The 25675-nt window shown below is 57.3% G+C and carries 25 protein-coding genes; 15 read left to right on the top strand and 10 right to left on the bottom strand.

Annotation, left to right across the window (positions count from 1 at the left end; all coding sequences use genetic code 11):
- Window positions 1-163: 163 nt before the first annotated feature.
- Both PEL8287_RS15270 and PEL8287_RS15265 read right to left on the bottom strand, forming a co-directional pair.
- Window positions 164-1750 (bottom strand): GMC family oxidoreductase, encoded by a 1587-nt coding sequence (locus tag PEL8287_RS15270; RefSeq protein WP_085893296.1) that lies wholly within the window; start codon window positions 1748-1750, stop codon window positions 164-166.
- A 64-nt stretch (window positions 1751-1814) separates the two neighbouring features.
- Window positions 1815-2273: an Lrp/AsnC family transcriptional regulator gene (locus tag PEL8287_RS15265; RefSeq protein ID WP_085893295.1), complete on the bottom strand. Its 459-nt coding sequence runs from the start codon at window positions 2271-2273 to the stop codon at window positions 1815-1817.
- A gap of 134 nt (window positions 2274-2407) precedes the next feature.
- On the opposite strand from PEL8287_RS15265, the gene ald reads away from it, so the two are divergent.
- Window positions 2408-3526: an alanine dehydrogenase gene (gene ald, locus PEL8287_RS15260; protein WP_085893294.1), complete on the top strand. Its 1119-nt coding sequence runs from the start codon at window positions 2408-2410 to the stop codon at window positions 3524-3526.
- On the opposite strand, the gene PEL8287_RS15255 is transcribed toward ald, so the two are convergent.
- On the bottom strand, window positions 3523-5064 hold the full coding sequence (locus tag PEL8287_RS15255; protein WP_085893293.1) for a trimethylamine methyltransferase family protein: 1542 nt from the start codon (window positions 5062-5064) through the stop codon (window positions 3523-3525). The genes ald and PEL8287_RS15255 overlap by 4 nt on opposite strands.
- The gene (locus PEL8287_RS15250; protein WP_176228666.1) at window positions 5057-5707 is read right to left on the bottom strand and encodes a TetR/AcrR family transcriptional regulator; all 651 of its coding nucleotides are present in this window, start codon (window positions 5705-5707) and stop codon (window positions 5057-5059) included. Before PEL8287_RS15250 ends, PEL8287_RS15255 begins: the two co-directional genes overlap by 8 nt.
- Before the next feature lie 148 nt (window positions 5708-5855).
- Here PEL8287_RS15250 and PEL8287_RS15245 point away from each other — a divergent pair, with 148 nt between their 5' ends.
- Both PEL8287_RS15245 and PEL8287_RS15240 read left to right on the top strand, forming a co-directional pair.
- Window positions 5856-7172 (top strand): NAD(P)/FAD-dependent oxidoreductase, encoded by a 1317-nt coding sequence (locus tag PEL8287_RS15245; RefSeq protein ID WP_085893291.1) that lies wholly within the window; start codon window positions 5856-5858, stop codon window positions 7170-7172.
- Window positions 7173-7275: 103 nt separating this feature from the next.
- Window positions 7276-8085 carry a phytanoyl-CoA dioxygenase family protein gene (locus tag PEL8287_RS15240; protein WP_085893290.1) on the top strand — a complete coding sequence of 270 codons (810 nt, stop codon included), beginning with the start codon at window positions 7276-7278 and terminating at the stop codon, window positions 8083-8085.
- 119 nt (window positions 8086-8204) lie between these two features.
- Here PEL8287_RS15240 and PEL8287_RS15235 read toward each other — a convergent pair whose 3' ends face one another.
- The gene (locus PEL8287_RS15235) at window positions 8205-9164 is read right to left on the bottom strand and encodes an L-malyl-CoA/beta-methylmalyl-CoA lyase (RefSeq protein WP_085893289.1); all 960 of its coding nucleotides are present in this window, start codon (window positions 9162-9164) and stop codon (window positions 8205-8207) included.
- A gap of 189 nt (window positions 9165-9353) precedes the next feature.
- Here PEL8287_RS15235 and PEL8287_RS15225 point away from each other — a divergent pair, with 189 nt between their 5' ends.
- From PEL8287_RS15225 to PEL8287_RS15200, 6 genes are all read left to right on the top strand, one after another.
- Complete coding sequence (locus tag PEL8287_RS15225) at window positions 9354-10586, top strand: MFS transporter (RefSeq protein WP_085893287.1); 1233 nt, start codon at window positions 9354-9356, stop codon at window positions 10584-10586.
- Between the two features lie 149 nt (window positions 10587-10735).
- The gene (dgcN, locus tag PEL8287_RS15220) at window positions 10736-11737 is read left to right on the top strand and encodes an N-acetyltransferase DgcN (protein WP_085893286.1); all 1002 of its coding nucleotides are present in this window, start codon (window positions 10736-10738) and stop codon (window positions 11735-11737) included.
- Window positions 11738-11812: 75 nt separating this feature from the next.
- A complete protein-coding gene (gene dgcA, locus PEL8287_RS15215; protein ID WP_085893285.1) occupies window positions 11813-12778 on the top strand; it encodes an N-acetyl-D-Glu racemase DgcA in 966 nt (321 codons plus the stop codon).
- 4 nt (window positions 12779-12782) lie between these two features.
- Window positions 12783-13643 carry a D-amino-acid transaminase gene (locus PEL8287_RS15210; RefSeq protein WP_085893284.1) on the top strand — a complete coding sequence of 287 codons (861 nt, stop codon included), beginning with the start codon at window positions 12783-12785 and terminating at the stop codon, window positions 13641-13643.
- Window positions 13644-13739: 96 nt separating this feature from the next.
- A complete protein-coding gene (locus PEL8287_RS15205) occupies window positions 13740-14234 on the top strand; it encodes a VOC family protein (protein WP_085893283.1) in 495 nt (164 codons plus the stop codon).
- Between the two features lie 33 nt (window positions 14235-14267).
- Window positions 14268-15164 (top strand): sulfotransferase domain-containing protein, encoded by an 897-nt coding sequence (locus PEL8287_RS15200; RefSeq protein WP_217807689.1) that lies wholly within the window; start codon window positions 14268-14270, stop codon window positions 15162-15164.
- A 37-nt stretch (window positions 15165-15201) separates the two neighbouring features.
- Here PEL8287_RS15200 and PEL8287_RS15195 read toward each other — a convergent pair whose 3' ends face one another.
- Entirely contained in the window at window positions 15202-15393 is a 192-nt protein-coding gene (locus PEL8287_RS15195) for a hypothetical protein (protein WP_139837827.1), read from the bottom strand.
- Window positions 15394-15615: 222 nt separating this feature from the next.
- On the opposite strand from PEL8287_RS15195, the gene PEL8287_RS15190 reads away from it, so the two are divergent.
- Window positions 15616-16482, top strand: coding sequence for a branched-chain amino acid aminotransferase (locus tag PEL8287_RS15190; RefSeq protein WP_085893280.1), 867 nt, complete (start codon window positions 15616-15618; stop codon window positions 16480-16482).
- Window positions 16483-16745: 263 nt separating this feature from the next.
- Here the strand turns inward: PEL8287_RS15190 and aroC are convergent, their stop codons facing one another.
- The 3 genes from aroC to PEL8287_RS15175 all read right to left on the bottom strand — a co-directional run bounded on the left by aroC (window position 16746) and on the right by PEL8287_RS15175 (window position 19739).
- Window positions 16746-17849, bottom strand: coding sequence for a chorismate synthase (aroC, locus tag PEL8287_RS15185; RefSeq protein ID WP_085893348.1), 1104 nt, complete (start codon window positions 17847-17849; stop codon window positions 16746-16748).
- Window positions 17850-18103: 254 nt separating this feature from the next.
- Window positions 18104-18766, bottom strand: a complete 663-nt coding sequence (locus PEL8287_RS15180) for a YiaD family glycine zipper/OmpA-like lipoprotein (protein ID WP_139837826.1) — start codon at window positions 18764-18766, stop codon at window positions 18104-18106.
- A 124-nt stretch (window positions 18767-18890) separates the two neighbouring features.
- Window positions 18891-19739: a methylated-DNA--[protein]-cysteine S-methyltransferase gene (locus tag PEL8287_RS15175; protein ID WP_085893279.1), complete on the bottom strand. Its 849-nt coding sequence runs from the start codon at window positions 19737-19739 to the stop codon at window positions 18891-18893.
- Window positions 19740-19837: 98 nt separating this feature from the next.
- Here PEL8287_RS15175 and nth point away from each other — a divergent pair, with 98 nt between their 5' ends.
- Together nth and PEL8287_RS15165 are read left to right on the top strand one after the other, a co-directional pair.
- On the top strand, window positions 19838-20482 hold the full coding sequence (gene nth, locus PEL8287_RS15170) for an endonuclease III (protein WP_085893346.1): 645 nt from the start codon (window positions 19838-19840) through the stop codon (window positions 20480-20482).
- Window positions 20479-21465 (top strand): adenosine kinase, encoded by a 987-nt coding sequence (locus PEL8287_RS15165; protein ID WP_085893278.1) that lies wholly within the window; start codon window positions 20479-20481, stop codon window positions 21463-21465. The genes nth and PEL8287_RS15165 overlap by 4 nt, the downstream gene beginning before the upstream one ends.
- Window positions 21466-21758: 293 nt before the next feature.
- Here the strand turns inward: PEL8287_RS15165 and PEL8287_RS15160 are convergent, their stop codons facing one another.
- Window positions 21759-22577, bottom strand: coding sequence for a sulfotransferase family protein (locus PEL8287_RS15160; protein ID WP_085893277.1), 819 nt, complete (start codon window positions 22575-22577; stop codon window positions 21759-21761).
- A gap of 152 nt (window positions 22578-22729) precedes the next feature.
- Here PEL8287_RS15160 and PEL8287_RS15155 point away from each other — a divergent pair, with 152 nt between their 5' ends.
- The 3 genes from PEL8287_RS15155 to PEL8287_RS15145 all read left to right on the top strand — a co-directional run bounded on the left by PEL8287_RS15155 (window position 22730) and on the right by PEL8287_RS15145 (window position 25675).
- Window positions 22730-24307: a DUF5928 domain-containing protein gene (locus PEL8287_RS15155; protein ID WP_085893276.1), complete on the top strand. Its 1578-nt coding sequence runs from the start codon at window positions 22730-22732 to the stop codon at window positions 24305-24307.
- Window positions 24308-24428: 121 nt separating this feature from the next.
- A complete protein-coding gene (locus tag PEL8287_RS15150; protein WP_085893275.1) occupies window positions 24429-24812 on the top strand; it encodes an HIT domain-containing protein in 384 nt (127 codons plus the stop codon).
- 62 nt (window positions 24813-24874) lie between these two features.
- On the top strand, window positions 24875-25675 hold the full coding sequence (locus tag PEL8287_RS15145) for an ion transporter (RefSeq protein WP_085893274.1): 801 nt from the start codon (window positions 24875-24877) through the stop codon (window positions 25673-25675).

The following is a 25675-nucleotide window of genomic DNA, read 5'->3' as shown; positions in this document are numbered from 1 at the left end:
TGCGAGGGCAGGGCGTGCATATTCTTCTTCAGAATGCTTCGCTTAGCCAGTTCGATTTAGTCACAAGTTACCAGGGTGCGCCATCACTCACGAAACAGCGTACCGGCAGGCCCCGGTGGAAACACCGGGGCTTTGTTTTTTGCAGTCCCCAAAAAATCAGGATTCAGCGCGCATCTTCAAGGATCATATCTGCGGCCTTTTCCGCAATCATGATCGTCGGCGAATTGGTATTGCCGCTTGTGATGGTCGGCATCACGCTGGCATCCACCACCCGCAGCCCGCCAACCCCCCTTAATCGCAGACGCGGATCCAGTGGTGCGGTATCTTCGGCACCCATATGGACCGTGCCCACAGGATGAAAGATTGTTGTTCCAATATCGCCTGCCGCAAGGGCCAGTTCAGCGTCGCTTTGCGCGTCCTGCCCCGGTTTGATCTCTTCCGGGTGATACCGTTGCAAGGGGGCTTGCGCCATGATCTGACGGGTCAGGCGGATTGCAGAGGCGGCCACCTGACGGTCCCCATGGGTGGAAAGGTAGTTTGGTGCAATCACCGGTGCGTCATGCGGATTGCGCGACGCGATTGCCACCTTTCCGCGGCTTTCCGGCCGTAGGTTGCAAACGCTGGCCGTCATGCCGGGAAAATCGTGCAAACCGCCGCCGAATGCCTCAAGGGATAAAGGTTGCACATGGAATTCAAGATCAGGTGTGGTCAGGCCAGGCCGGGATTTTGCAAACGCCCCCAGTTGGCTGGGCGCCATGGACATCGGCCCGCTACGCTTCAGCAGGTATTCCATTGCGATGGCCATCTTGCCGCGCAGTGAATTTGCCATGGTGTTCAGGGTCATGGCGCCAGTTAACCGCCAGGCACAGCGCAATTGCAGATGGTCCTGCAAATTGCCACCGATGCCGGGTACCTCAAGCTGCACAACAATCCCATGTTCGCGTAACAACCGACCGGGTCCTATTCCCGACAATTGCAGGATCTGCGGGCTGCCAATGGCACCGGCGCTCAGTATCACCTCGCCAGCGGCGCGGGCGGTATGAACCTTGCCGTGCTGTTCATATTCCACGCCAACCGCGCGGCCCCCCTCTAGCAGAATGCAACGGGTATGGGCGCGCGTCTCAACTTTCAGGTTTGGCCCGCTACCTGCGCGCAGAAACGCCTTTGCGGTATTCAGCCGCCAGCCGTTTCGCTGGTTCACTTTGAAATAACCGACACCCTCATTATCGCCGGTATTGAAATCATAGCTCTCGGGCAGGCCCGCCGCGATTGCCGCATCACGCCAGTGGTCCAGAATATCCCAGTGCAGCCGCTGGTTATCGACCCGCCATTCACCGCCTTCACCATGCAGGTCTGACGCCCCGTCGACGTAATCTTCGGACCGTTTGAAATAGGGCAGCACATCGTCCCAAGCCCAACCGGTATTGCCCATCTGCCGCCAGCCATCATAGTCGGCCGCTTGCCCCCGCAAATACAGCATACCGTTGATCGAACTGCACCCACCCAGAACCTTGCCACGCGGATAAAGCAGTGACCGTCCGTTCAGCCCGGCCTCTTCAACGGTATTGAAGCACCAGTCGGTACGCGGGTTACCGATGCAGTAAAGATACCCCATTGGAATATGTACCCAATGGTAGTTGTCGCGCCCGCCAGCCTCAAGCAACAGTACTTTCTGTCCTTGCTGGCTTAGCCGGTTCGCAAGCACGCAGCCGGCACTGCCTGCGCCAACAATTATGAAATCCCATGCCATTTCGGTCTCACTTTTTTGTTGCAGACTGGGCTGCGGCTGGACGCTTGGCAAGCGCCACGATGTCTCAGACGGGCAGGGCGGTTGTCTTGAACACCGTGCGCAAGGCAAAGCTGGATTGCATCTTGGCCACGCCGGGCAGACGTGTCAGGTATTGCCGGTGGATGCGGGCAAAATCCTCGGTATCCTCGGCCACGATTTTCAGGATGTAATCTGCCGATCCCGCGGTCAGATGACATTCCAGAACATCCGGTATTCGGGCGACCGCTTTTTCAAACGCGTCCAGCACGTCATCAGCTTGCGTTGACAACGTGATTTCGACAAAAATCGTCGCGGGCACACCCATCTTTCGCGCATCCAGCAGCGCCACATAACCCTTGATATATCCCTCTACTTCCAATCGGTGCACCCGCCGATGGCAGGCGCTGGCCGACAGGTTGACCTCGTCTGCCAGATCGGCGTTCGATATCCGTCCGCGTTTCTGCAAAACGCCCAGAAGACGGCGATCAATCGGATCAATGGACAATTGCGCAAGACCTTTCGAAGGAAAGAGGTGTTTGGTGAAGAATATTCACAAAAACTTCCCGAGTGCGAGTGAAATTTCAAGCCAATTGCGTGTGAGTTGCGACACTCTTCCTTTAACTCAGGAGGAGAGTCTCAATGAAAATCGGATGCCCAACAGAAATCAAACCCCAGGAATTTCGTGTCGGCATGACGCCGAACGCCGCGATGGAGGCGGTGGCCCACGGCCATGACGTAATCATTCAGTCGGGTGCCGGCAAAGGTGCGGGCTTTGAAGATGCTGATTACGTCGCCGCAGGCGCTGCGATCATCGGCACCGCAGAAGAAATCTTTGCCACCGCCGACATGATCGTGAAGGTCAAAGAACCTCAGGCGGGCGAGCGCAAGATGCTTCGCGAAGGTCAGTTGCTCTTTACCTACCTTCACCTGGCACCCGATCCCGCCCAGACCAAGGACCTGCTGGCAAGCGGCTGTACTGCGATTGCCTATGAAACAGTGACCGATGAACGTGGTGGCTTGCCCCTGTTGGCGCCGATGTCCGAAGTTGCTGGTCGTCTGGCCCCGCAGGTCGGCGCCTGGACACTGCAAAAGGCCAATGGCGGGCGCGGTGTTCTGATGGGGGGCGTGCCCGGTGTTGGCCCGGCCAAAGTGCTGGTTTTGGGCGGAGGTGTCGTTGGTGCCCATGCGGCCAAGATTGCCGCCGGCATGGGCGCTGATGTGACTGTGCTGGATCGGTCGTTGCCGCGCCTGCGCTATCTCGATGATGTTTTTGGCGGGCAATTCCGCAATGGCTATTCTTCTGCTGGTCTGTTGGCTGAGCACCTGACCCAGGCTGACATGGTAATCGGTGCGGTTCTGATCCCCGGTGCCGAAGCGCCCAAACTGGTGCGCCGCGAGCATTTTGCCAGCATGAAACCGGGTTCTGTACTGGTGGATGTGGCGATTGACCAAGGTGGGTGTTTTGAGACATCCCACGCCACCACCCACGCCGATCCGATCTATGATGTAGATGGCATCATGCATTATTGTGTCGCCAACATGCCCGGCGCCGTTGCGCGCACCTCGACCATCGCGCTTGGCAACGCTACCATGCCGTTCATGCTGGCACTGGCTGACAAGGGTTGGAAACAGGCCTGTGCCGACGATCCGCACCTTCTGAACGGTCTGAACGTGCACGCTGGCCAACTAACCTATTACGCGGTGGGTGAAGCCCTTGGGATCGACGTGATATCACCGCAGATGGTGATCAAGGGCTAACGCTCGATATCCGCACCCCCCTCCCGGGTGCGGCGGGCGATGAAATCATCAATCGCCTCCAGCCGGGCCGCCTCCATCGGGGGCGGTTCGTGCGCATCTGCAGTCTCGCGGAATATCCGGCCGGCCCGGGTTGTGGCGTCTACCGATCCCCGCTCGGTCCAGTTCTCAAAGTTGCTCCAGTCAGACAATAGCGGCGAATAAAACGCTGTTTCAAACCGGTCCAGCGTGTGTTGCGTCCCAAAAAAATGTCCGCCATGGCCGACATCGGCAATTGCGTCCAACCCCAACGTGGCTTCATTCACTTCCAGCGGTTTGAACAGTTCGGCAAACATCTGCAAGACTTCCACGTCGATGATAAATTTCTCGGCCGAAACCGTCAGCCCACCCTCCAGCCATCCGGCGCCATGCAACACAATGTTCGCACCGCCCATTAGCGCGCCCCATAGCGACATCTGCGTTTCATATGCTGCCTGCGCGTCCGGCGCATTCGACGCCGTTGGCGCAGATGATCTGAGCGGTAACCCATAGCGCCGTGCCAGTTGCCCCGAAGCAAAGGCCGCCTTGACATATTCAGGCGTGCCAAAGGCTGGCGCGCCGGTTTTCATGTCAACGTTGCTGGTGAAACTGCCATAGCACACCGGCGCCCCGGCGCGTACGATCTGGCTAAGCGCCAGGCCCGCCAGCGCTTCGGCATTCTGCATCGCCAATGCCCCGGCCAGCGTCACTGGTGCCATTGCCCCGGCCAGCGTGAACGGTGTCAGGATCATCATCTGTCCGGCGCGCGCGGAATCGATGATGCCGCGGCACATCAATTCGTCCAGTTGCAACGGAGAGTTTGAGTTGGCAACCGAATAGCTGACTGGTGTCCTGATCAGCTCGTCCTGTGTCAACCCATGCGCCAGTCGCAGAATTTCGTGGCTGTCCGCCACTGCCTGCCGCCCGCGAAAGTATACAAATGGTACCTTTTCGGTCAGCGTCAGAACGGAACGTGCCATCCCGAAGTGTCGCAGATTTGGCGCCACATCCTGCGGCTCAACCACCGGGCCCAACAGGTGGATCACATCAAAGGCCTGCGCCACCTTGCAGTAGTCATCAAAGTCCGCCTGCCTTCCGGGCCGTCGCCCGCGCACCAAATCTGAACAATTGGGCGACCCGGCTGAGGTGGATATTCCCACGTTCCGCCCGCCAACCACCACATCACGGCCCGGTGCGCGGCTGTGCAGGGTGACAATGGACGGGGCCTTGGTAATCAGATCCATCAGCAGATCGGGGTCGAACCGGATAACCTGATCGTCAGCTTGTCGCATGCCCGCGCCCAGGTAAAGCTCGCGCGCCTCACTGCTCAGGACTTTGATGCCAATATCGCGCAACACGGTAATCGAGGCGTCATGGATTGCCTCAATCTCATCCGTGCTGAATTGCTCGATCGGTGGGTAAGGGTTACGCCAATGGCGCCAGGCCGCATCGAAATGTTTGACTGCCGCGCTTTGCCGTTTGGCGGCCCGGCCGCGCCTTCCTGTGGTGCGCGGCTCAGTCATCGTGCCTGTCCCCAAGGTTGGCTTCGCGGTAGGCGCGGGCAACAGCGGGGGCCATATCACGCCCGGTGAAACTGCGAAAATAGGCCTCAAGATAGCCCAGCCTGTCAGCCATCGCCTCGTCTGCTTCGATGTTCAGAGCGTAATAACTGATCTGCGTAAAATAGATCACTCGGGCACGGATGAAGGCCTCGGGCTGCTCATATCCGTGGCGTTGAAAGAATTCTGATATCACCGCGACCCGCGCGTTGTCTTCAGCTTTGACCTGCGAGCGCAAGCTGTCGTCATGGCGCGCCCAGTCGCGGATTGCCTGATCCAGTCTCGCATCAAACCTGCGGTGATCCACCCAGACGGAAAACAGGGCCAGAATGCCATCTTCCAGTGTTTCGGTTTCTGCCACGGCCTCGACCATCACACCGGTATTGCGCGCCCGCCATTCGGCGATCATCGCCGTCAGCAGCGCCTCGCGGCTGTCGAAATGCCAGTAGAAACTACCCCTCGTTACGTTCAATCGCTGCGCCAGAACCGTGACCTGAACTGCATCAATACCCCTTTCGAGCAACGCTTCCAGCCCGGCGCTGATCCAGTCTGTTGCGCTCAGGCGGGGTTGGCGGGCGGTCTGGGCTGAAGCCGAATAAAGGCGCATGAGAAGTTTCTCCATACAGGGTTGCATGGATCAGTACATGTATGTATGTTTCTGGTCAATGTTTGTCTGCCAAAAGGCCCTGCCATGCCCGAAGAAATCCCGCCGTACGTGCCTTGCCTTCGGGCGCGGTTCTTGTGCGGATAATCCAATGAAGATCAACCGCCTTCCACGGGATGATAAAACCAACGGCTGGTCTGCGATCCTCCCTGCCCGCACCCCGCATGCTGCATTGCAAGATGAAGTCACTGCCGACTGGCTGGTGTTGGGGGGCGGTTATGCCGGTCTGGCTGCTGCCCGCAGGCTGGCCGAAAACTGCCCGGACCAGAAAATCGTTCTGATCGAGGCGGGACAGGCTGGCGAAAACGCTTCGGGCCGCAATTCGGGCTTTGGCATCGACCTGCCGCACAATGTGGGCTCGTCACTGGACGAGTTGGATGGTTCGCACCGGTTCATGCGACTGGCGCGTATGGCGCTGGACCATCTGCAAGAAGTCGTCCGGACACACGACATCAAATGCGACTGGCGGCGCGCGGGCAAATACCATACCGCCGTGTCACCGCGTGGCACCAGAAATGTGCTTCAGCCCTTTTCAAAAGAGCTGGAGGCCCTGGGCGAACCCTATGAATGGGTCGAAGGTGGGGCTCTGCGAGAAAAGCTTGGATCAGATCACTTTACCGCCGCCGTCTATACGCCTGGCTGTGTGCTGATGAACCCCGCCGCGTTGACCCGCGGTCTGGCCGACTCCCTGCCGGAAAACGTCACTTACTATGAAAATTCACCAGTCACCGAAGCAAATTTTAAAAACGGCGCCCATTTGAAAACAGCGCATGGGTCAGTCCGCGCACAGCGCATGATAATGGCGGCGAATGGGTTTTCCGAACAGTTTGGTTTTCACCCTCGTCGTTTTCTGCACCTTGTCGCCCATGCCAGCCTGTCACGACCTTTGACCAAAGCGGAACGCGCAACTTATGGTGTGGCCAGGCCATGGGGCCTGACCCCTGTGAATGCCTTTGCAGGTATTACCATGCGTTATGCCGATGATCACCGCATCCTGATCCGTCAGGGGCTGAACTATCGGCCTTCGCAACGGGTGAACGTTGCCGAACAGGCCGTCGTGAAACGCCAGCATAAATGCCTATTCGATCAACGTTTCCCCATGCTGCCAGAGGTGGAAATGGAACACACCTGGAGCGGTTTTGTCTGTCTCTCGCGCAACGGCGCGCCTGCCTTTGGCCAGATCGCCCCAAATATCTGGTCGGCCGTCTGCCAGAATGCCGTGGGTGTCACCAAAGGCACGTTCAGCGGCATCCTTGCCGCCGATATGGCAACGGGCCTCGACAATCCCTTGATCGCCGACATGCAGTCGCTGGGGCAGCCAGATCTTCTGCCGCCGCGTCCGTTTCTGGATATGGGCGTGCGCGTCCGTTTTCAGTGGGAGCTATGGGCGAACCGGCACGAGGCGTGACGCCATACGCTTGACGGCGCCGGAAACAAGATGCCATCTGGAGGCTGAAATGCAGGTTCGGACAATACCGACCCGCTGACTGCCCAAATCACAGGTTCGCATAATGACCCATCCTCTGATCACACAATCAGATATCGATCGCTTTCAGCAGGATGGCGTTGTTTTGATCAAAGGGCTTTTTGCCGATCACATTGACACGCTGCGCGCCGGGATCGAGCGCAATATGGCCCACCCCGGCCCTTATGCCGCCGAAAATCTCCATCAGGGCGAGTCAGGCCGGTTTTTTGATGACTACTGTAACTGGCAACGCATCCCCGAGTTCCTTTCGGTGATCGAAACCTCGCCTGCGGCTCAGGTGGCGGCCGAACTGATGCAATCTGAAACTGCACAGGTTTTCCACGATCATGTGCTTGTCAAAGAACCGGGCACGTCAAAGCCCACCCCATGGCACCAGGACGCTCCCTATTATTTCGTCGACGGCAAACAGACGATCAGCTTTTGGTGCCCGGTTGATCCGGTAACCGATGCCTCGCTGCGCTGTGTGGCAGGATCGCACCTTTGGGAAAAACCAGTGCTGCCCACCCGATGGCTGAGCGAGGAAAATTTCTATCCTGACCCCAAGGCCTATATGCCTGTGCCCGACCCCGATGCGGATGGGATGAAAGTTCTGGAATGGCCGATGGAACCCGGTGATGCGGTGGCCTTTAACTATGGCATCCTGCACGGCGCCCGCGGCAACGAAACAAACGTGCGGCGCCGGGCGTTTTCCCTGCGGCTGGTAGGGGATGATGCCCGCTATGTCGCGCGCCCCGGACCTACCTCGCCGCCATTTCCGGGCCACGGCATGCAACCGGGTGATCGGCTGCGCGGGGACTGGTTTCCGCAGGTCTGGCCCCGTCAGGTTGGTCTTTAAGTAAGGAGCGCGGCCAGAAGGCCGCGCGCAGGCTTATCTCGTCAACGGCCCCTAGCCGTCGCCTCGGTGATTTTGACCAATGCGACGGTTCCCTCGGGTGGGCCGCGATTTTGCCGGGCTTATTGCCCTGCAATTATCTCGGCCTGTTTCACAATCACTTCGGCCTGTTTGATCGAGGCGATGTCGACAAGGCGACCTTTATAGGTTGTTGCGCCTTCGCCACGCGCTTTGGCTTCTTCCATCGCCGCCAGAATTTCACGGGCTTCGTTCACCGCCTCGTCCGAAGGCGTGAAGACCTCGTTGGCCAATGCAATCTGCTTGGGGTGAATGGCCCATTTGCCAACCATACCCAGCGTGGCCGAGCGCAACGCCTGAGCACGGAACCCTTCATCATCCGAGAAATCGCCAAACGGGCCGTCAACCGGCAGCAATCCGTGCGTACGGCAGGCCGCAACAATAGCCGCCTGCGCCCAATGCCACGGATCCGACCAGTATTTCTGGCCTTCACGGTGCATGTAGTAATTTTCCTGCGTCCCGCCGATTCCGGTGGTTGCCATCCCCATTGAGGCTGCAAAATCAGCGGCTCCAAGGCTCATCGCCTGCAACCGCGGCGAGGCGGCTGCGATCTCTTCCACATGGGCGATACCCGCCGCAGATTCGATGATCACCTCGAAACTGATTGGTTTGGTGCGGCCCTTGGCGCGTTCAATTGCTGTTACCAGCGCATCAACAGCGTAGATATCTCCGGCACAACCAACTTTTGGAATCATGATTTGATCCAGCCGGTCACCGGCCTGTTCCAGCAGGTCCACCACGTCGCGATACCACCATCCGGTATCCAGCCCGTTGATCCGCACACTGAGGTATTTGTTTCCCCAATCGACGCTATTGATCGCCTCAATCGTATTGGAGCGGGCGCTGTCCTTGTCGGTGGGGGCTACTGAATCCTCAAGGTCGATGTTGATCACGTCCGCAGCACTGGCCGCCATCTTTTCAAACAATTTGGTGTTCGATCCGGGGCCAAACAACTGACAACGGTTGGGGCGGGCAGGGGCGGGGGGTTGCAGACGGAAGCTCATGTCGGCGCAGCCTTTCGGTAAGGAAATTACGAATTTATCGGCTCAATCGGTATTAAATTGCGCGGGCCTCTGCAAGGTGATTTTGCACCTGCAGCATGGGCCGGTAACGACGTCCCTGTCGCAAACAAGGGCGATCCGGGCCTTCAGTGCGGGCAGGTTGCACCAAACCACCCTTGCTGCAGAGGCAGAATGAAACGCGCGTTGATTGATAACTGGGCCCTGTTTCTGGGCATGCTGATGCTGATGGTGGCAAACGGGCTGTTGGTGACATTGCTGACGATCCGGGGCAGCTCACTGGGATTCTCCACACTGTCGATTTCGATCATGCAGGCCTGTTATCCCCTGGGGGCGCTTGCGGGCACGATGCTTACCCCAAGACTGATCGAAAAGGTCGGGCATATCCGGGTATTTTCGGCATTAGCCTCGTTGGTATCGGTTGCCGCAATCGCGCACTTGCTGACCAGCGATCCGGTCAGTTGGAGCCTGATGCGCCTGCTGGCGGGGTTCTGTTTCCCGGGGCTGTATGTGATTACAGAAAGCTGGCTGAATGCCAAATCCGAAAACCGCATCCGGGCGCAGGTCTTGTCAGTCTATTTCATCATCCAGACAGCAGGCCCTGCACTTGGCACCGCGATGGTCGGCTTGCCGGACCCCACGGGCAACATGTTGTTTGGTCTCGCCTCGATCCTGTTGTCGGTGGGAATCGTGCCCCTTTTGTTGTCGGACAATCGTGCGCCGGACTTCAGCGCGCCCGAACGGATGCCTGTCAGCCGGTTGTATCGTGTGTCGCCTATGGCGGTTCTGGGCATCGTCATAATGGCCGCAGGCGTCGTGGCCTGGTATATCAGCCTGCCGCTATATGCCCTGCGCGCCGGTTTTTCCCAGGCCCAGGCGTCGGGCGCGCTCGTGGTGGCGATGATCGCGGCAGCGGTCGCGCAATATCCGGTAGGCTGGATTTCTGACCATACCGACCGGCGATATGTTGTAATCGGCCTGTCACTCATCTCGGTCATCGCGGCGTTGTGGATGGCGCTGGATACCGCGCCGTCGCGCATAATGATCGGTTTTTCAATCATTGCCGCGACAACTTTGCCGATATATTCGATCCTGGCCGCCCACGCCAACGATCAACTGAGCCCCTCACAGGTGGTGCCTGCGAGCGGCACAATGGCCTTTCTGATGCAGCTTGGTCAGTTGTTCGGGATGCTGATCGGCCCGAACATGATCGGGCTGGCCGATGGGCGGGGTCTTCAGATCATGCTGATTCTGGTTGGTCTGGTGGTCACGGGTATCGCAATCACCCGCCGGGTGCAGGCCGATGCACCCGAAGAAACGGGCGAGTTTCAGGCGATGGGTGTTATTGGTCAGGCACAGCCGGGTGTTTTTCAGGCCGAAGTACTGGCGACCGAGGAAGATGCCTGAAGGGAGTTTGGGAAAATCTTCGAAGTTTATGGGTAAATTGCGAAGATAATTGCGCATAAGTTTAAAATAGCCGCCAATTCAATAGGATTTCGCGCATTAACCATCGGAAACTGCCCTGAAAATGATTCCTCTGGGGAAGGACCTTTGCCATGATCGAAACTCCATATCTTTTGTTTCTGGGTGATGCGCCCGACATGCTGGCTGCGAAAGTGGCCATTGGCATTCGCGACTGGCGCCCGGAAAATGCTATTGGCCAGATTCGTCTGCCGGGCTGCGGCGCTGATCTTGGCCTGACAGAAATGACACTGGCCGAGGCACAGGCGGCTGGCGCCAAAACCCTGGTGATTGGCGTGGCCAACCGTGGTGGTGTCATTTCTGCCGCATGGAAAGAGGTGCTGATACAGGCGCTGGAAATGGGCTATGATCTGGCCAGCGGGCTGCACAATCTTTTGCGCGACGAGGGCGATCTGGTGGCGGCGGCGCAAACCTATGGCGGTACGCTGCACGATGTGCGCGTACCAACCGATGGATATCCAATTGCCAATGGCGTCAAACGCAGCGGCAAGCGTTGTCTGGCTGTTGGTACTGATTGTTCTGTCGGCAAGATGTATACCGCCATGGCAATGGAAGCTGAAATGGTCAAACGCGGAATGAAAGCGACCTTCCGCGCAACCGGCCAGACGGGTATCCTGATCACCGGTCATGGCGTGCCGCTGGATGCCGTGATTGCCGATTTTATGGCGGGTTCGGTTGAGTATCTGACACCTGACAATGACGATGATCACTGGGACATGATCGAGGGGCAGGGTAGCCTTTTTCACGTTTCGTATTCTGGTGTCACCATGGCCTTGATACATGGCGGTCAGCCCGATGCGCTAATTCTGTGCCACGAGCCGACCCGCGAACATATGCGCGGCCTGCCCGGGTACAAACTGCCCTCGCTGGAGCAATTGCGTGATACCGCCCTGCCTTTGGCGCAGGTGTCGAACCCCGCCTGTATGGTCGTGGGCGTGTCTGTAAACACCCAACATTTATCCGAAGATGAGGCCCGTACCTATCTGGCAGAGGTTGAAGCCCGCATGGGTCTGCCCGCTTCTGACCCTTACCGTTTCGGCTCGGACAAACTGGTAGACGCGCTGGCAGCGATCTGAGGCGTCGGTTATGTCTGCCGTTCTCGCCAGATGCCTTCGGCAAGAGTATTTAAGGAAAAATGAAAGGGCAATCTGGTGGAGATTTCCGTAACACGCGATGTGTTCAAGCTGGCGCAGGTATTTACCATCAGCCGCGGATCACGGACTGAGGCCAAGGTGCTGACCGCGCGACTGCTTGATGGCGCGCAACAGGGCTGGGGCGAATGCGTGCCCTATGCGCGATATGGTGAGACGCTGGACGGTGTCACGGACGAGATCGAAAGCCTTCCTGCAGATATCAGTCGTACAGCGCTTTATGATTTGCTACCTGCCGGGGCCGCGCGCAACGCCGTGGATTGTGCCTTGTGGGATCTGGAAGCCAAGAAAACGGGCAAACGGGTGTGGGAACTGGCCAACCTGCCCGCGCCGGGACCCGAGATCACGGCCTATACCCTGTCGCTGGACACGCCCGAGAACATGCAGGCGCAGGCGGCCAAAAACGCGTTTCGCCCGCTACTGAAGATCAAACTGGGTACGCCCGACGACATGCCCCGGCTAGAAGCCGTGCGCGCGGGCGCACCCAGATCAACAATCATCGTCGATGCCAATGAAGGCTGGTCCGCCGCCGTTTATACCGATCTGGCCCCACATCTGGTGCGCCTTGGCGTGGCTCTGGTGGAACAACCCCTGCCCGCAGGCGAGGATGACGCTCTGCTTGGCATGGACCGCCCTGTTCCCGTTTGTGCGGACGAATCCTGTCATGACCGCGCCAGCCTGCCTGCGCTGAAGGGAAAATATGACGTGGTCAACATAAAGCTGGATAAAACCGGCGGTCTGACCGAGGCGCTCAAACTGCGCGAGGCCGCCCTGGCGCAGGGCTACAAGGTAATGGTCGGCTGCATGGTCGGCAGTTCTTTGGCCATGGCCCCCGCGACACTGGTGGCGCAAGGCGCATTGGTAACAGACCTTGACGGCCCGCTTCTATTGGCCGAAGACCGGGATCACGCTTTGACATTTGATGACGCCGGGGTGCACCCGCCCCTGCCAGAACTTTGGGGATAACCTTATGCGTACTGTCTATGTGAACGGCCAATACCTGCCCGAAACCGAGGCGACCGTCTCGATCTTTGACCGCGGCTTTCTGATGGCCGATGGCGTGTACGAGGTGACCAGCGTGTTGCAGGGCAAGCTGATCGACTTTGACGGCCACCTGGCCCGGCTTGAACGGTCACTGACCGAGCTGGACATGCAAAAGCCTGACGCGTTTGATGACCTTGTTGAGATTCACCGTGAACTGGTCCGCGTCAACCAGATTGACGAAGGGCTGGTCTATCTGCAAGTCACCCGCGGCAGCGACGGCGACCGCGATTTCGTCTTTCCCGACCCCGAAACCACCAAGCCGACGCTGGTGTTGTTCACCCAGTCAAAACCTGGCATGGCCGACAGCCCGGCGGCAAAAAAGGGCAATAAGATCATTTCGATCGATGATATCCGATGGGGCCGTCGTGATATCAAGACGGTGCAGCTGCTCTATCCGTCGATGGGCAAGATGATGGCGAAGGCCGCGGGTTGCGACGATGCCTGGCTGGTCGAAGACGGCCATGTGACCGAGGGCACGTCGAACAATGCCTATATCGTCAAGGGCAACAAAATCATTACCCGGGGCCTCAGCAACGACATTCTGCACGGCATTACCCGCGCCGCTGTTCTGCGTTTTGCCCGCGAGGCACAGATGGAGGTCGAAGAACGCCTTTTTACTATAGACGAGGCCAAACAGGCGGACGAGGCTTTTACCACCTCAGCCAGTGCTTTTGTCATGCCGGTCGTGGAAATAGATGGGGTTGTGCTGGGGGATGGAACGCCAGGTAAAGTGGCCAGGCGCCTGCGCGAAATCTATCTGGAAGAAAGTCTGAAATCGGCGATTTAGCATGTGCATTTTCGCACGAAATGTGGGCGAAAAGCAGGAATTGAGCGCTGAGCCGTAGATGGCTACATTGCGGCCAACAAGCGAAAGGCCCCTGCAATGAAACCTGTTCACCCCCAAACCAGGATTGGCCACGTTCATCTGAAGGTGGCCGACCTTGACCGCGCAATTGCTTTTTACTCGGGCGTATTGGGTTTTGAAGTTCAGCAGAGATACGGCACGCAGGCTGTGTTCCTCTCGGCGGGTGGCTATCACCACCATCTGGGTTTGAACACATGGGAATCGCGTGGCGGCACGCCCGCTCCCAAAGGGCATACCGGGCTGTATCACACTGCGTTTCTATATCCGGACCGCGCGCAACTGGCCGATGCCCTGCGCCGGGTGATCGAGGCAGGCATCCCGATTGAAGGCGCCGCCGATCATGGCGTGAGTGAAGCGATCTATGTCTCTGATCCTGACGGCAACGGGGTGGAACTTTATGTCGATCGTCCCAAAGCAGAATGGCCGCGTGACGCCGATGGAAATCTGACCATGGTGAACGATCCCGTCGATCTGGATGCCCTTCTGGCAGAAGCCCCGGCTTCCGTGCAATAAAGGGATACAGAGCTTTTATGGGGGGATGCCGGCTTGAAACGGCCCACCACGATCAATGATATGCGCGAACGGTCAAGTCGGTTTGCGACTCAGCAAGGGTTGAAACGTGGTCTTTCCTATCTTCCCGCTCCGACAGATGTCTTCATCTCTCCTTATGCAAAATGCGGTACCACATGGATGCAGCAAATCGTCCACGGGCTACGCACCGGCGGCTCAATGGAGTTTGCCGAAATCTCCGAGGTTGTTCCGTGGCTCGAACTGGCGCATGACATGGGCCTGGATGCCCATGCCCCGCAAGTTGCCCGCCCCCGGGCGTTCAAAAGCCACCTCGGTTGGCACGATATTCCAAAAGGCGGACGCTACATCGTGGTTTTTCGCGATCCGATTGACGCCATGTTGTCTCTATACCGTTTTCTTGAGGGCTGGTGGTTCGAGACCGGGTCGATCCCGGTTTCTGACTTCGCGGCCTACTACCTGGATCGGGAAGAACGCGATACCTACTGGGCGCATGCCGCGTCATGGTGGGGTGAACGGGGTCGCGACGATGTGCTGTGCCTGACGTTTGAAGACATGAAGAATAACCTGTCCGAAGCTGTCCGCCGGGTTGCTGACTTTATCGGGATCACGGATGTTGCCCACATCAAAATCGCAACTCGGCAAGCCGGATTTGAATTCATGAAAGCGCATGGCGCGCAATTCGACGATCATCTCGTGCGCAGGGCACGTGATCCTGCCTGTGGAATTCCACCCGGGGGTGTCGCTTCAAAGGTCAATCGCGGCAGAGTAGGAGCGGAATCCGCGCTCGTGACGCCGGAAATCCAAAACGCCTTTGCTGTCCGGTGGAGCGAAACGATGGCAAAGCCATTTGGCCTTTCCTCTTACACCGACCTGCGTCGCGCATTATCGCAACACAGCGATTTCACGTCTTAGGTCAGACGAAGCGCAACCGGGGCGCTAACGCGTCATATCAGTAGATTGAACTATCATGACTCTGAAAAGAAGGGAAATAGGCCTGTAGTTGTCTCAGGCCGATATAGCTCCAGACAACGATCAGCGGACATAGCGCAACAAAAGGCAGGCCACGCAGGGCATAAGCAAGAAATGTCACGGCAATCAGCAACAGGCTGATCCACATGATCAGGGACAAAACACGCCACATAATCCACACCCCTTTAAAAGGCCCCCACGGGAGTCATAGAGATTTTGATCGCAATCGACAAAGAAAAAACCATTTTAGGCTGTAATTTACGTAACGTCATATTACCTGATGTTTGTAATTTACGCTGAATCTTATGCCCAGCATGATCTGTCAGGCCGCGCTGTGCTGGACCCGCCCTTGTGTCCGGCATAACCTGCGCGCTGAAAAAAAGGAATCAGTGAAATGGCGACAGGCACAAATATCCACACCTGGTTCAACGGTGCATGGCACAAGGGTGATCTTGCGGTCATGAAAGCCGCCGATCATGGGATATGGTTGGGTAGCAACGTCTTTGACGGTGCACGTTTCGCCAACGGCCTGACGCCCGATCTCGACAAGCACTGCGCCCGCGTCAATGCCTCTGCGCGGGCGTTGATGGTCACCCCCAATGTCACGACTGAGGATATGGTTGCGATCATCCATGACGGACTCAGGGCCTACTCAAAAGACACCGCCGTCTATATCCGCCCGATGTATTGGGCGCTTGACGGCGGCATGTCGGCGATTGTCCCCAAAGAGGATGGCGAAACCGGTTTTGCCATCAGCCTCGAGGCGATCCCCATGGCCCCGGTTGAGGCTTCGACAACCCTCACCCGGACCCGCTTTCGCCGCCCGGTGATGGAAGATGCCGTGGTCAACGCCAAGGCCGCCTGCCTGTACCCAAACAACGCCCGCATGCTGGCCGAGGCGCGCGCCAAGGGCTTTGGCAATGCCCTTGTGGCCGACGCGCTTGGGAACGTGGCCGAAACCGCCACCGCCAATGTCTTTGCGGTCAAGGATGGTGAGGTGTTCACGCCTGTACCCAACGGTACCTTTCTGGCAGGCATTACCCGTGCACGCCACATTGAGAACCTGCGCGCCGACGGGATCAGGGTGCATGAAACGGTGATGAACTTTGATCAGTTCCACGATGCAGACGAGATTTTCCTGTCAGGCAATATGATGAAAGTCACCCCGGTTACCGCCTTTGATGATACCAATTACCAGATCGGTCCGATCACCAAACGGGTCCGCGATTTGTATTGGGACTGGGCCGCATCATCCGCCTGAGGGGTGTTCTGAAATTGGCGGCAAGATCGCTTTCGGGCCTGATCTGAAGGAGCGCCTGCGGCGCGCTTTTTTGTCTCGTCACCGCCCCCTTGGGCGTCTCCTCGAAACCTGGAACGCGGTGACGAGCAATGGCGAGGGGGCTTTGCCGCCGCAAACCCATTTAAGTTTTGAAAACGACTGCGGATCGACCCACAAAGACCTGCCAGAAGATCGTTGTGCGCTTCACCGCGAAGAAAATAACGTCTTCAATTCAAAACTTTACCCTATCCGATCTTGCCCAACGGTCTGTTGCCCACCTGCCCGCGATGCAGCATCAGATGGTCCAGAATCACACAGGCCATCATTGCCTCGCCGACGGGCACGGCGCGGATGCCGACGCAGGGGTCGTGTCGGCCTTTTGTAACCACTTCAACAGCACTGCCATCCATGCGGATCGACTGGCGTGGTGTCAGGATTGAGGATGTGGGTTTGACCGCAAAGCGTACCACAATATCCTGCCCGGTCGAAATGCCACCAAGTATGCCGCCAGCGTGATTGCTGGAGTATTCTGGCCCATCCGGCCCCATGAAAATCTCGTCCGCATTCTGGGTGCCAAGCAGCATCGCCGCTGACATACCCTCGCCGATCTCAACGCCTTTGACAGCGTTTATCGACATCATCGCAGCCGCCAGATCGGTGTCCAGCTTACCATAAATCGGCGCGCCCAAACCCGCAGGCGCGCCACGGGTCACCACCTCGATAATCGCCCCGACCGAATTGTGGTCTTTGCGCAGTTTCTGCAGATACGCCTCCCATTCAGGCGCGGCGGCCGCATCCGGGATCCAGAAATCGTTGGTATCAATTGCGCCCCAGTCAAACCGCGAACGATCAATTTCCATCGCGCCCATGCGGGTCATATAACCCTTGATCTCGATCCCCGGCACCAACGTGTTCAGCGCCGCCCGCGCGATACCTCCGGCTGCCACTCGTGCGGCGGTTTCGCGGGCGGAACTGCGCCCGCCGCCGCGATAGTCACGCAGCCCGTATTTCTGGTGGTAGGTGATATCGGCATGGCCGGGGCGGAACGTGTTGGCGATGTCGCCATAGTCCTTCGAGCGCTGATCCGTATTTTCGATCATCAGTTGAATCGGCGTGCCGGTGGTTTGCCCCTCGAATACACCCGAAAGAATGCGCACGGCGTCGGGTTCGTTTCTTTGGGTCATATTCTTGTTTTGGCCGGGGCGGCGCTTATCCAGCCATTGCTGCAGAAACGCCTCGTCCACCGCAATGCCTGGCGGGCAACCGTCTACAGTAGCGCCCAATGCAGGCCCATGGCTTTCACCCCATGTGGTAACGCGAAACAGGTGGCCGAATGTATTGAGGCTCATGATCAGGCTCCTTTCCAAATTGATATAAAGCGTTTCGCGATAAACCTGAACCACCGGTTTGTCGCGAAACGCGCGTAACCTGCTGATGGTGCGGGCGTTTCGAAATCAACTTGTGCCTTAAGGTCATTTCGAAACGCTTTAGCCGGGCAGGGCAGTGGTCTCAAGCCCTTTCAGATTTGTGCAAGCGCCCTCACAATCCAAAAAATCCAGCGGGAACATCCCGCCGGGTTCATTCATTTTTAGTGTTCGGCCAATCAGGCGTTGGGGAGGATCACAATCTCGACGCGGCGATTCTGTGCCCTGCCCTCTTCGGTCAGGTTGGATGCAACCGGCTGATCCTCACCGCGGCCAAAGGCCTGGATACGGCTAAAGGCCACGCCACCATTCATCAGCACATCCGCCACCGCATTTGCGCGGCGTTCTGACAGGTCCTGATTGTATGACGCAGCGCCGGTGTTGTCTGTATGGCCGATCACCTGAACGGATGTGTCGGGATAATCATTCAGATTACGGGCCACCGTCAGCAGATCACCGCGGATATCCGAGTAGACGGTCGAGCTGTCCACATCAAACAGGATTCCCTGCGGCATGGTCACGATCAGACGGTCGCCTGTGTTGACGATCCGCACATCGTTATTGTCCAGATTCTGGCGCAGTTCGGCTTCCTGCCGGTCCAGGGCGCTTCCGATGGCGGCACCACCCGCAGCGCCGATGACGCCGCCAATAATTGCGCCTTTGCCCTTTTTATCACTGGCGATCGCGCCCACACCTGCGCCCAGAAGGCCACCCAGAAGCGCGCCTTGCTTGGCTTTCTGGTTCGGATCGGTGCCGCTGACAACACCCGGGTCTGTACAGGCCGTGGCCGTAAGCAAAGAAGCGCCAGCCACAAAAAGAATGGTTTTTTTAACTCGGATCATAGATTTGCCTCATGTTTGAACCGCCGTTCAAGTCGGCGCTAAGGCAATGATATGCAATAACACGCCTAGTCCCAAGTCAAATAAGGGGGGAAACCGGCAGCATTCCGCGCAAATTTATGTGCATTCACGCTTCGGCGCGGGCGCTTTCCCAGGCCAGGATGGCGCGCTTGACCGGCAAGCCCCAGTGATATCCGCCAAGTCCGCCCGATTTGCGCAGGGCCCGGTGGCATGGGATCAAAAAGCTGACCGGGTTACGCCCCACGGCTGTGCCCACGGCACGCACCGCGCGCGGTTTGCCGATGGCCTGCGCGATTTCGGAATAGGTGGTCACCTGACCTGAAGGGATCTGCAACAGCGCCTCCCACACCTTGATTTGAAACGGCGCGCCGATCAGGTAAAGCGGTGCGGCCTCGTGCTGTTGATCCGGCGCACCATAAGCCGCCAGCACCCAGGGCCGCAGCATCATGGGGTCCTCGACGAATTCCGCCTTTGGCCAACGCGACACCAGATCTTCCATCGTGGCCTCTTCGCTGGTCTCGCTGGCAAAGCCTATACCGCAGATGCCTTTTTCAGTGGCCATCACCAGGGACAGGCCAAAGGGGCTGTCAAACCACCCCCAATAGATATTCAGCCCCTCACCTTTGCGGGCAAATTCACCGGGCGTCATCGCCTCCCACCGCAGAAACAGATCATGCAGGCGCCCGCCACCGGACAGACCTGCTGCATCTGCCGTTTGCAATGTGGTGAACTGATCGGCCAGCAGCGCCTTGGCATGTCCCAGTGTCAGATATTGCTGGTAACGCTTGGGTGACACGCCCACCCAGGCCGAGAAAAGCCGTTGGAAATGCGCCGGGCTCATCCCCATTTCGCCTGCCAGCTTGTCCAGCGACAATTGAGCGTCGTCTTGATCAATCAGGTCAATTGCGCGACGCATGACATGGTAGTGATAGCTTTGGTTCGGCTCTGCATTCATAGGTCTGGTCCTGTTTGTCTCAACTAATTTAAACCCGCAGACCTGCCCATGCGACCCGAATGTTGCGCATAGCCATTTTTATCGGCATATGGGCGGGCATGGCCAAACAGCTTGACTACCATACGATCCGCGAGATCTTTAGCCGCTTTCAAAAAGCTGACCCTGAACCCAAGGGTGAGTTGGAGCATGTGAATGCCTATACGCTGGTTGTCGCCGTGGCTTTATCGGCGCAGGCCACTGATGTTGGTGTCAATAAGGCCACGCGCGCGTTGTTCAAAATCGCCGACACGCCACAAAAGATGCTTGACCTGGGCGAAGAAGGCCTGAGCGAACATATCAAGACAATCGGCCTTTTCCGCCAGAAGGCCAAGAATGTGATCAAACTCAGCCGCATTCTGGTTGACGAATATAATGGCGAGGTGCCCAATTCGCGCGCCGCCCTGCAATCATTGCCGGGGGTGGGACGCAAGACCGCCAATGTTGTACTGAACATGTGGTGGCATTACCCGGCGCAGGCCGTGGATACCCATATATTTCGAGTCGGCAACCGTACCGGCATCTGCCCCGGCAAGAACGTAGATGCGGTCGAACGCGCCATCGAGGACAACGTGCCGGTGGATTTCCAACACCATGCACATCACTGGCTGATCCTGCATGGCCGCTATACCTGCAAGGCGCGCAAGCCGCTGTGCGCGACCTGCATTATCCGTGACCTTTGCGAATTTGAGGACAAGAATCTATGACCAAATATCAGGCCGTCGGCGTCGGAAATGCCATCGTGGATGTGATCAGCCAGAGCGATGATGGCTTTCTGTCACGCATGGGGATCGACAAGGGTGTCATGCAGCTGATTGAAGGAGATCGGGCGGAATATCTTTATGAAGAGATGGAAAACCGCACGCAGATGCCCGGCGGCTCGGTCGCCAACACAATTGCGGGTCTTGGTGCGATGGGGCTGAAAACGGCGCTGATCGGCCGGGTCCGTGACGACGAACTGGGCCAGTATTACGCGCAAAGCCTGTTCGCGGCAGGTACCGATTTTGTGAATGCCCCTGTGGCGGGGGGCGAATTGCCGACCTCGCGCTCGATGATCTTTGTCTCACCAGATGGCGAACGCTCGATGAACACCTATCTGGGCATCTCAACCGAGCTGGGCCCCGAGGATGTACCCGACGACGTGGCGGGCAATGCGGGCCTGCTGTTTCTTGAAGGCTACCTTTTCGACAAGCCCAAAGGCAAAGAGGCGTTCCTCGCCGCCGCACGGGCCTGCCGCGCTGGCGGCGGCAAGGCGGGGATATCGCTGTCTGATCCGTTTTGCGTCGACCGGCACCGTGACGATTTCCGCAAAATGGTCACCGAACTGGATTATGTCTTTGGCAATGAACACGAATGGAAATCGCTCTATCAGACCGAAGATCTGGGTGCAGCACTGGAACAGGCCGCCACCGGTAACCGGCTGATCGTTTGCACCCGCTCGGGCCATGACGTGGTGGTGGTACAGGGCGATGAAACCGTGTCCGTGCCTGTCCAAGAGGTGACCCCAGTGGATGCCACCGGCGCCGGCGATCAGTTCGCTGCCGGGTTCCTATATGGCATTGCCACCGGACGATCTCTTGAGGTGTCGGGCCGCATGGGATGTATCGCAGCGGCCGAGGTGATCGGCCACTACGGCGCCCGCCCCGAAGCGGACGTGAAGGCGATGTTCAGGGCTGAAGGGCTGATCTGAAAGACTGAAACTGCAGGCCGCAGCATGTGCGGTGACTGCAGGATTAGGTATTTTTGCCAAGAAAAAACAAATGGGTGCGCGCTCTGATTGCTGGTGTCGTTCGGACATGCGCCGATGCAAACCAGCGCACAGAGCGCGGCTTTTCCTTGGACGGTCATCGGCTCCTCAGCCTGTACCGCAGCCCCACATTAAACAAATCAGGATTAAGAAATCGTTGCGCTTTTTCTTGGGGTAAATACCTCTGGGTGAATTGGCCGCAGGCCAAGAGGGGCAGCGCCCCTTGCGATTAGCATTCATTCACCCAGCTTGGCATGAACCTCGTGCAAATCGATCTCGCCAATGGGCATCTTGTTTGACGGGTCGTCGAAATCGTATTTGAACAGCGCAAAATCACGGTGATAGATTTCCTTGATCAAATGCATCGACAGATCGTCGAAATAGTCCTCGACAGGATGTGCGCGCCTGGGGCCGTGACCTTCGGATTCGTTAAAGCGCGGAATGGTCTTCAGGTCCAATTGGTGCGGCGTCTCAACCGCATCCAGCACCTGTTCCATCCCGTCGTTGAAACTTTCGGTCCAGAAAATCTTGTCATAAGTGCCACCATTGGCGATGAAGGTCGCCACATGACCCGCTTGCGCCGACCAGTGAATGTCAGGGTCCATTGGCCGGTGCCAGCGGATCGTGTCGCGGGCAAACAGAAGGAATCTCCGGAAGCTTTTGATCTGGTCAAATTCCTGCTTGCCGTCATCGCCACCCACGTCGATCCCGTATTTCTGAATCAACAGCGGCACCAGCTTGCCGCGATAGCGCTTACCGTTGCGCTGAATGCCGCAGATCTTGTCGAAAAAACTTGAAAGTATCCGCGTGTAAGGGTTGCGTACGCAAGTGAAAGCATAAGATTTGTGGGCGGTAACGTTGGCCTGAATCAGGGGCTGACTGTCTTCGCGGGCCCATTTGTGTAGCCCATCGACAGCATCATGAATGTCACCGTCGAAAAAAGCGCCATGATCCGAATAATACATGATCTGTCCGATCGTCGAACAGGCGCATTTGGGCACCACACGATAGACCACGCTTTCGGTTTCGGTCATCCAGGTGCCGGGAAACCCCATCGCAGCTGCCTCCAAGCTCGTTCTGCCCGCATTCTTTCGGGTCTAAATGTTTCTAACCCGTTAAAAAAACCAAAGAAAGCCTGTTTATTCAAGCTGAGTTCACGACTATCAATGTCACCAAGCACTGCAATTTCGGGAACATTGCGTCGGACATGGCCAAAATCGCCTACATTCTTTTGTGCCACAAGGATCCCGAGGCGATTATCCGCCAGGCCGAGATGCTTACGGCGGCGGGTGACTATATGGCAATCCATTTTGATGCCCGTGCCAAACCCGAATATTTCCGCCAGATTCACAGCGCGTTGGCGGACAATCCCAATATCACCTTTGCCCGAAAGCGCATCAGGTGCGGCTGGGGTGAGTGGAGCCTGGTTCAGGCCACCCTTAACGCTGTAGAAGCCGCGGTCGAGACCTTCCCCCGTGCCACACATTTTTACATGCTGTCGGGCGATTGCGCCGCGATCAAGTCAGCCACCTACGCGCATGATTTTCTGGACCGGCATGATGTGGATTTCGTGGAAAGCTTTGATTTCTTCGAAAGTGACTGGATCAAGACCGGCCTCAGGGAAGAACGACTGATTTACCGGCATGTGTTCAATGAACGCCGGCAGAAAATGCGCTTTTATTTGGCTCTCAACCTGCAGAAGAAGCTGAGGCTGACCCGTGAAATCCCGCATGACATTCAGGTCCAGATCGGCAGCCAGTGGTGGTGCCTGCGCCGGCGCACCATCGAATGGATCCTCGAATTTATCCGCCAGCGCCGGGATGTAATGCGATTCTTCCGCACCACCTGGATTCCGGATGAAACATTTTTCCAGACCCTCGTGCGTCACCTTGTTCCAGCTCAGGAAATTGAAACCCGCACGCTGACTTTTCTGATGTTCACAGACTACGGAATGCCGGTGACCTTCTATAATGATCATTACAATCTTTTGCTCAGTCAGGATTATCTGTTCGCCCGCAAGATAAGCCCCGAGGCACAGGAGCTGAAAAAGAGACTTGGGGCGCTCTATGCCGACGAAGAGGCGCAGTTTCAGATCTCGAACGAGGGCCGCAGCCTGTTCAAGTTCCTTACCGGTCGCGGTCGCATCGGGCGGCGCTTTGCCAGCCGGTTCTGGGAAACCGAAAGCACTCTGGGTCGCGAGCGAGAGCTGCTGATCGTTATCTGCAAGAAATGGCATGTGGCCAAACGTCTGCTGGAACGGATCAGGCTGGTTACAAATGTGCCTGCAATCGAATACCTTTTTAATGAAGAAGAGACAGAGCTGCCGGATCTGGGGGGCATTCAGGCCACCCTTGGTAAACGGGCCCGCCATCGGCGGTCGCTGCTTCGCATGCTGTTTGATTACTACGAAACGGATCGTCTGATCGTTTGTATCGACCCGGGCAATCTGGACCTGCTTCAGGATTTCTGCGGCGACCGGTCGGTCACCAAACTGCTTGAGGTACAGTGCAATTTTTCCGATGAGTATCTGATTGGCCACGCCAAACGTGTAGGCTTGGCCGGAGAACAGACCCCCCAGGACACGCTGGAACGGCTTTTGCCGACAATCCGGGGCGACATAACCTTCGAAAGTGACCGTATTCGGGATTCCGATTTTGAGAACCACCTGATCATGCGCCAGTCCGCCGGGGTCGGGCAGAATGCTGATCTGATCGCACGCTTTCTCGGGATACAACCGGAAAAGGCACGGGAAATTGCACAGGCGGATCACCTTTTTGCCGATTAAACCGTTTTGGTGGCCTTCAGAACTGGCATAGGATTGAAACCCAGTTGTTCGGACAATACCCTGCGCATTCATGTGCTTGACCCGCAGTCAGCAAGCCACCCCAGATACCCAGAGGATACCGATGCCCTATACCTATGATGACCAGAATATCTTTGCCAAAATTCTGCGCGGGGAAATTCCCAACAACACCGTTCTTGAAACAGACCACTGCCTGGCCTTCAATGATATTCAACCACAGGCGCCGGTGCATGTGCTGGTGATCCCCAAAGGGCCTTATGTCAATTATGACCATTTTGCCGCCGCTGCCAGCGACGCCGAAGTTGCCGATTTCACCCGCACCGTGGGCGAGGTATGCCGGATCACCGGCGTGCAGCCCGGCGATGGCGGGGGTGGTTACCGTTTGATTTCAAATACCGGACGGGACGGTGTGCAGGAGGTGCCACATCTGCATGTGCATATTCTGGGTGGTCGGGTGATGGGCCGAATGGTTTCGAAAACCGGATAATTCTGACTTGTGATGGTCGGGGCGCAAGCCCATATGGAGACCATTGCAAAACAGGAAAAAACATGACTCTCCGTTCCCAAGTTGGTGCCCTTTTTGATCAGCCACGCATTCAGAATTTTATTCTTGCTGTCATCCTGTTCAACTCGGTCATTCTGGGGCTGGAAACGTCGGCCGCTGCAATGGAGCGTTTTGGCCCGCTGATCATATTTTTAGACACGCTCTGTCTCAGCATTTTCGTGATCGAGATTGCGGCCAAGCTTTTTGCCCACGGCCCGGCGTTTTTTCGTAAAGGCTGGAATGTTTTCGATTTCGTGATTGTGGCTATTTCCCTGCTACCGGCGGTTCAGGGGCTGTCGGTTCTGCGGGCGCTGCGCATTTTACGATTGCTGCGGGTGTTGTCCGTGGCGCCGTCGCTGCGCCGTGTTGTCGAAGGTCTGGTGAATGCGCTTCCTGGCATGGGCTCGGTTTTTGTGCTGATGGGGCTGATTTTCTATATTGCAGCAGTGATGGCGACCAAACTTTTCGGTTCCAGCTTTCCTGACTGGTTCGGGACGTTGGGCCGATCGGGGTACTCGCTCTTCCAGATCATGACGCTTGAATCATGGTCGATGGGTATCGTTCGCCCGGTCATGCAGGTCTATCCGTATGCTTGGGCGTTCTTCGTACCCTTTATTCTGATCTCGACTTTCGCGGTGGTAAACCTGTTGGTCGGTCTGATCGTCAATTCGATGCAGGACGCCCACCACGCCGAGGATACCGAACGCACAGATGTCTATCGCGATGAAGTTCTGCTGCGCCTGGCCGAGATTGAGGCCGCTTTAAAAGAACAAGGCAACAAGGGCGCAGGGCCTGAACAAGGCTGA

Origin of the sequence: Roseovarius litorisediminis (assembly GCF_900172295.1) — a bacterium.
Lineage (GTDB): Bacteria > Pseudomonadota > Alphaproteobacteria > Rhodobacterales > Rhodobacteraceae > Roseovarius > Roseovarius litorisediminis.
The sequence above is the reverse complement of the archived record's forward strand: the minus strand, read 5'-3'. Positions and strand labels throughout refer to the sequence as shown.